Genomic DNA, 2,643 nt, shown 5'->3' on the forward strand with positions numbered 1-2,643 from the left:
GCTTGATTGCTTTCCTGGACCGCGCCGAATCGGTACTGGCCCGCCTCGAACCCCTGTTGCCGGCAACACGTCCGAACATCGACTGGGCCACCACCCTGGCCGCGCGCTGGCAGCGCGATGGCCGTAGCGGCTACCTGCTGCCGCTGGAAGTAAGCCTGGACATTCGCCTCAGCGACCTGATTGGCGTCGACCATCAGCGTGACCAGCTGGGCCGCAACACCCATCAGTTCATCAACGGCATGCCGGCCAACCATGCATTGCTGTGGGGCTCGCGCGGCACCGGCAAGTCGTCGCTGGTACGTGCCCTGCTGGCCGAGCACGCCGGTGCCGGCCTGCGCCTGATCGAAATCGAACGCGACCACCTGGCCGACCTGCCACGGGTGGTCGAGCAACTGCAGAAACTGCCGCAGCGCTTCATCCTGTTCTGCGACGACCTGTCGTTCGAAGCCGGGGAGGGCGACTACCGGGTGCTCAAGAGCGTGCTCGACGGCTCACTCGAGCAGGCTCCGGACAACGTGCTGCTGTACGCCACTTCCAATCGCCGCCACCTGGTGCCGGAGAAGGAAAGCGACAACGAGAACTGGAAGCGCGTGGACGGCGAGCTGCACCCCAGCGAAGCGGTGGAGGACAAGATTGCCCTGTCCGACCGTTTTGGCCTGTGGCTGTCGTTCTACCCCTTCACCCAGGAACACTTCCTGAACGTGGTCGAGCACTGGATCGGCCAGCTCGCACAAACTGCCGGCCTGGCCTGGCAGCGCAGCGAAGAACTCGACATCCTCGCCGTGCGCTGGGCCACCGGCCGCGGTAACCGTAATGGCCGTTGTGCCTATCAGTTCGCCCGCTACTGGGTCGGGCTGCAATTGCTGGAGCAAAAGTAAATGATCGACCTCAATGCCAGTGGCGCCGGCCTCGACGGCTACAACCTGCTGGCGGCGCAAGTGCAGGCGCTGTTTGCCGACGAGCGTGACTTCATCGCCAATGCCGCGCAGTTCTCGGCATTCCTCTATAACCAGGTGGACGACCTCAACTGGGCGGGCTTCTACCTCAACCGCAACGAAGAACTGGTGCTGGGCCCGTTCCAGGGCCAGGTGGCGTGCGTGCGCATCCCGTTCAGCAAGGGTGTGTGCGGAGCGGCAGCGGCCACTCGGCAGACCCAGCGGGTAGAGGACGTGCATGCGTTCCCGGGGCACATTGCCTGTGACAGCGCGTCCAACAGCGAGCTGGTGATCCCGCTGGTGAAGGAGGGCAGGTTGATTGGTGTGCTGGACCTGGACAGCCCGAAGCTTGGGCGCTTCAGTGAGGCGGATCAGGTGGGGCTGGAGCGGTTGGCGGCGATCTTCCTGGAGCTGACCGACTGCTGATGGTCGTTGCCTTTACCGGCCTCTTCGCGGCTAAAGCCGCTTGTATGGTGATACTCGAAGGGGTGGTGGGACGAAAAAGCCGAATCTGACTGTTCACNGCCGCTTGTATGGTGATACTCGAAGGGGTGGTGGGACGAAAAAGCCGAATCTGACTGTTCACAGCAGTACAGACCGTGGGAGAACTCGCCCCACCCCTTCACCAAAGCGCCGATAAAGAATGCATCGTTTGCAAGCGACGATAGAAGCAAGCCAGCGCCTCTTGGTGAAACCCCTCCGAGCCCAAAAACCATACCGTGGGAGTTCAGGCGATGGCAATGCGAGTAGAGAAGTTCATCATTGGCGTCGATGTCGCCAAGGTCGAACTGGTCAGCTATTGCGAGGAAACCGCTCAACAACACTCGTTGAAAAATACAAAGCCTGAGATCCGCAAGTGGCTGGCACTTCAGCCAGCCAATACGGCTATCTGTGTTGAAGCCACCAACGTTTATCACCTGGACCTGGTGGAGATGGCTTACGAAAAGGGTTTTGCAGTCTATGTCGTTGATGGGTACCAACTCAGCAACTACCGAAAAGGGATTGGCGGGCGTGCCAAAACTGATGCATCTGATGCCTGCCTGCTAGCCCGTTTCCTGGATCGTGAGGGCAGCTTGCTTCGTCCTTGGTCACCCCCTCCAGCCGTCTACAGCAAGCTTCAGAGCCTTCTCCGACGCCGAGCAGCGCTGGTGTCAGCGCGCACCAGTCTGACCCAGAGTTGGGGTAACGAAGCGTCCCTCAAGGACGCCTTCAATAGCTTCGCCAAACACTTTGAGTCGCTTGATCTGCTGATTCAAAAGCGTTTGAAGACGCTGGTTAGAGAAGCGGGGCTGAGCGAGCAGGTTGCCCGCTGCCAGGCAGTTGAAGGCATTGGTTTTCTGACTGCCGTCGCTTTAGTCACCGCCTTCATCCGCGGCGACTTCAAGCGCAGCGATTCATTCATCGCTTTTCTAGGCATGGATCTGAAAGTTGCCGAATCAGGCCAGAAATCCGGACGCCGATGCTTAACCAAGCGAGGCTGCTCAGAAGTGCGCCGGCTACTGCACAATGCAGCCATGGCGGCTAGCAAGACAGCTGCGTGGAAAGAGGTGTATGAACATTATCGGAATACAGGTAAGGCAACCACTCAGGCCCTTGTCATCCTGTCCCGAAAGCTGGCCAGAATTGCATTCGCCTTGATGAAGACTCAAGGCGAATACATGAGCAAAGGGGGCAAAAAGCATTGCCCACAACCATAGAATCTCCCACA

Annotated in this window: 3 protein-coding genes; all 3 read left to right on the forward strand. The window is 59.5% G+C overall.

Annotated elements, in window-relative coordinates; all coding sequences use genetic code 11:
- Positions 1–2 precede the first annotated feature (2 nt).
- The 3 genes from ACK1U9_RS16850 to ACK1U9_RS16860 all read left to right on the forward strand — a co-directional run bounded on the left by ACK1U9_RS16850 (position 3) and on the right by ACK1U9_RS16860 (position 2,632).
- Positions 3–878 (forward strand): ATP-binding protein, encoded by an 876-nt coding sequence (locus tag ACK1U9_RS16850; RefSeq protein ID WP_449110046.1) that lies wholly within the window; start codon positions 3–5, stop codon positions 876–878.
- Positions 879–1,361 carry a GAF domain-containing protein gene (locus ACK1U9_RS16855; protein ID WP_003260813.1) on the forward strand — a complete coding sequence of 161 codons (483 nt, stop codon included), beginning with the start codon at positions 879–881 and terminating at the stop codon, positions 1,359–1,361.
- A 308-nt stretch (positions 1,362–1,669) separates the two neighbouring features.
- Complete coding sequence (locus tag ACK1U9_RS16860) at positions 1,670–2,632, forward strand: IS110 family transposase (protein WP_025337484.1); 963 nt, start codon at positions 1,670–1,672, stop codon at positions 2,630–2,632.
- The last annotated feature ends 11 nt before the right edge of the window (positions 2,633–2,643 follow it).

The sequence above is a fragment of the Pseudomonas sp. XP1 genome (assembly GCF_053557675.1).

Bases quoted from the DNA above. Each gene is read 5' to 3' on its own strand.
- ACK1U9_RS16855 (WP_003260813.1), top strand. From the start codon at position 879: ATGATCGACCTCAATGCCAGTGGCGCCGGCCTCGACGGCTACAACCTG.
- ACK1U9_RS16860 (WP_025337484.1), top strand. From the start codon at position 1,670: ATGGCAATGCGAGTAGAGAAGTTCATCATTGGCGTCGATGTCGCCAAG.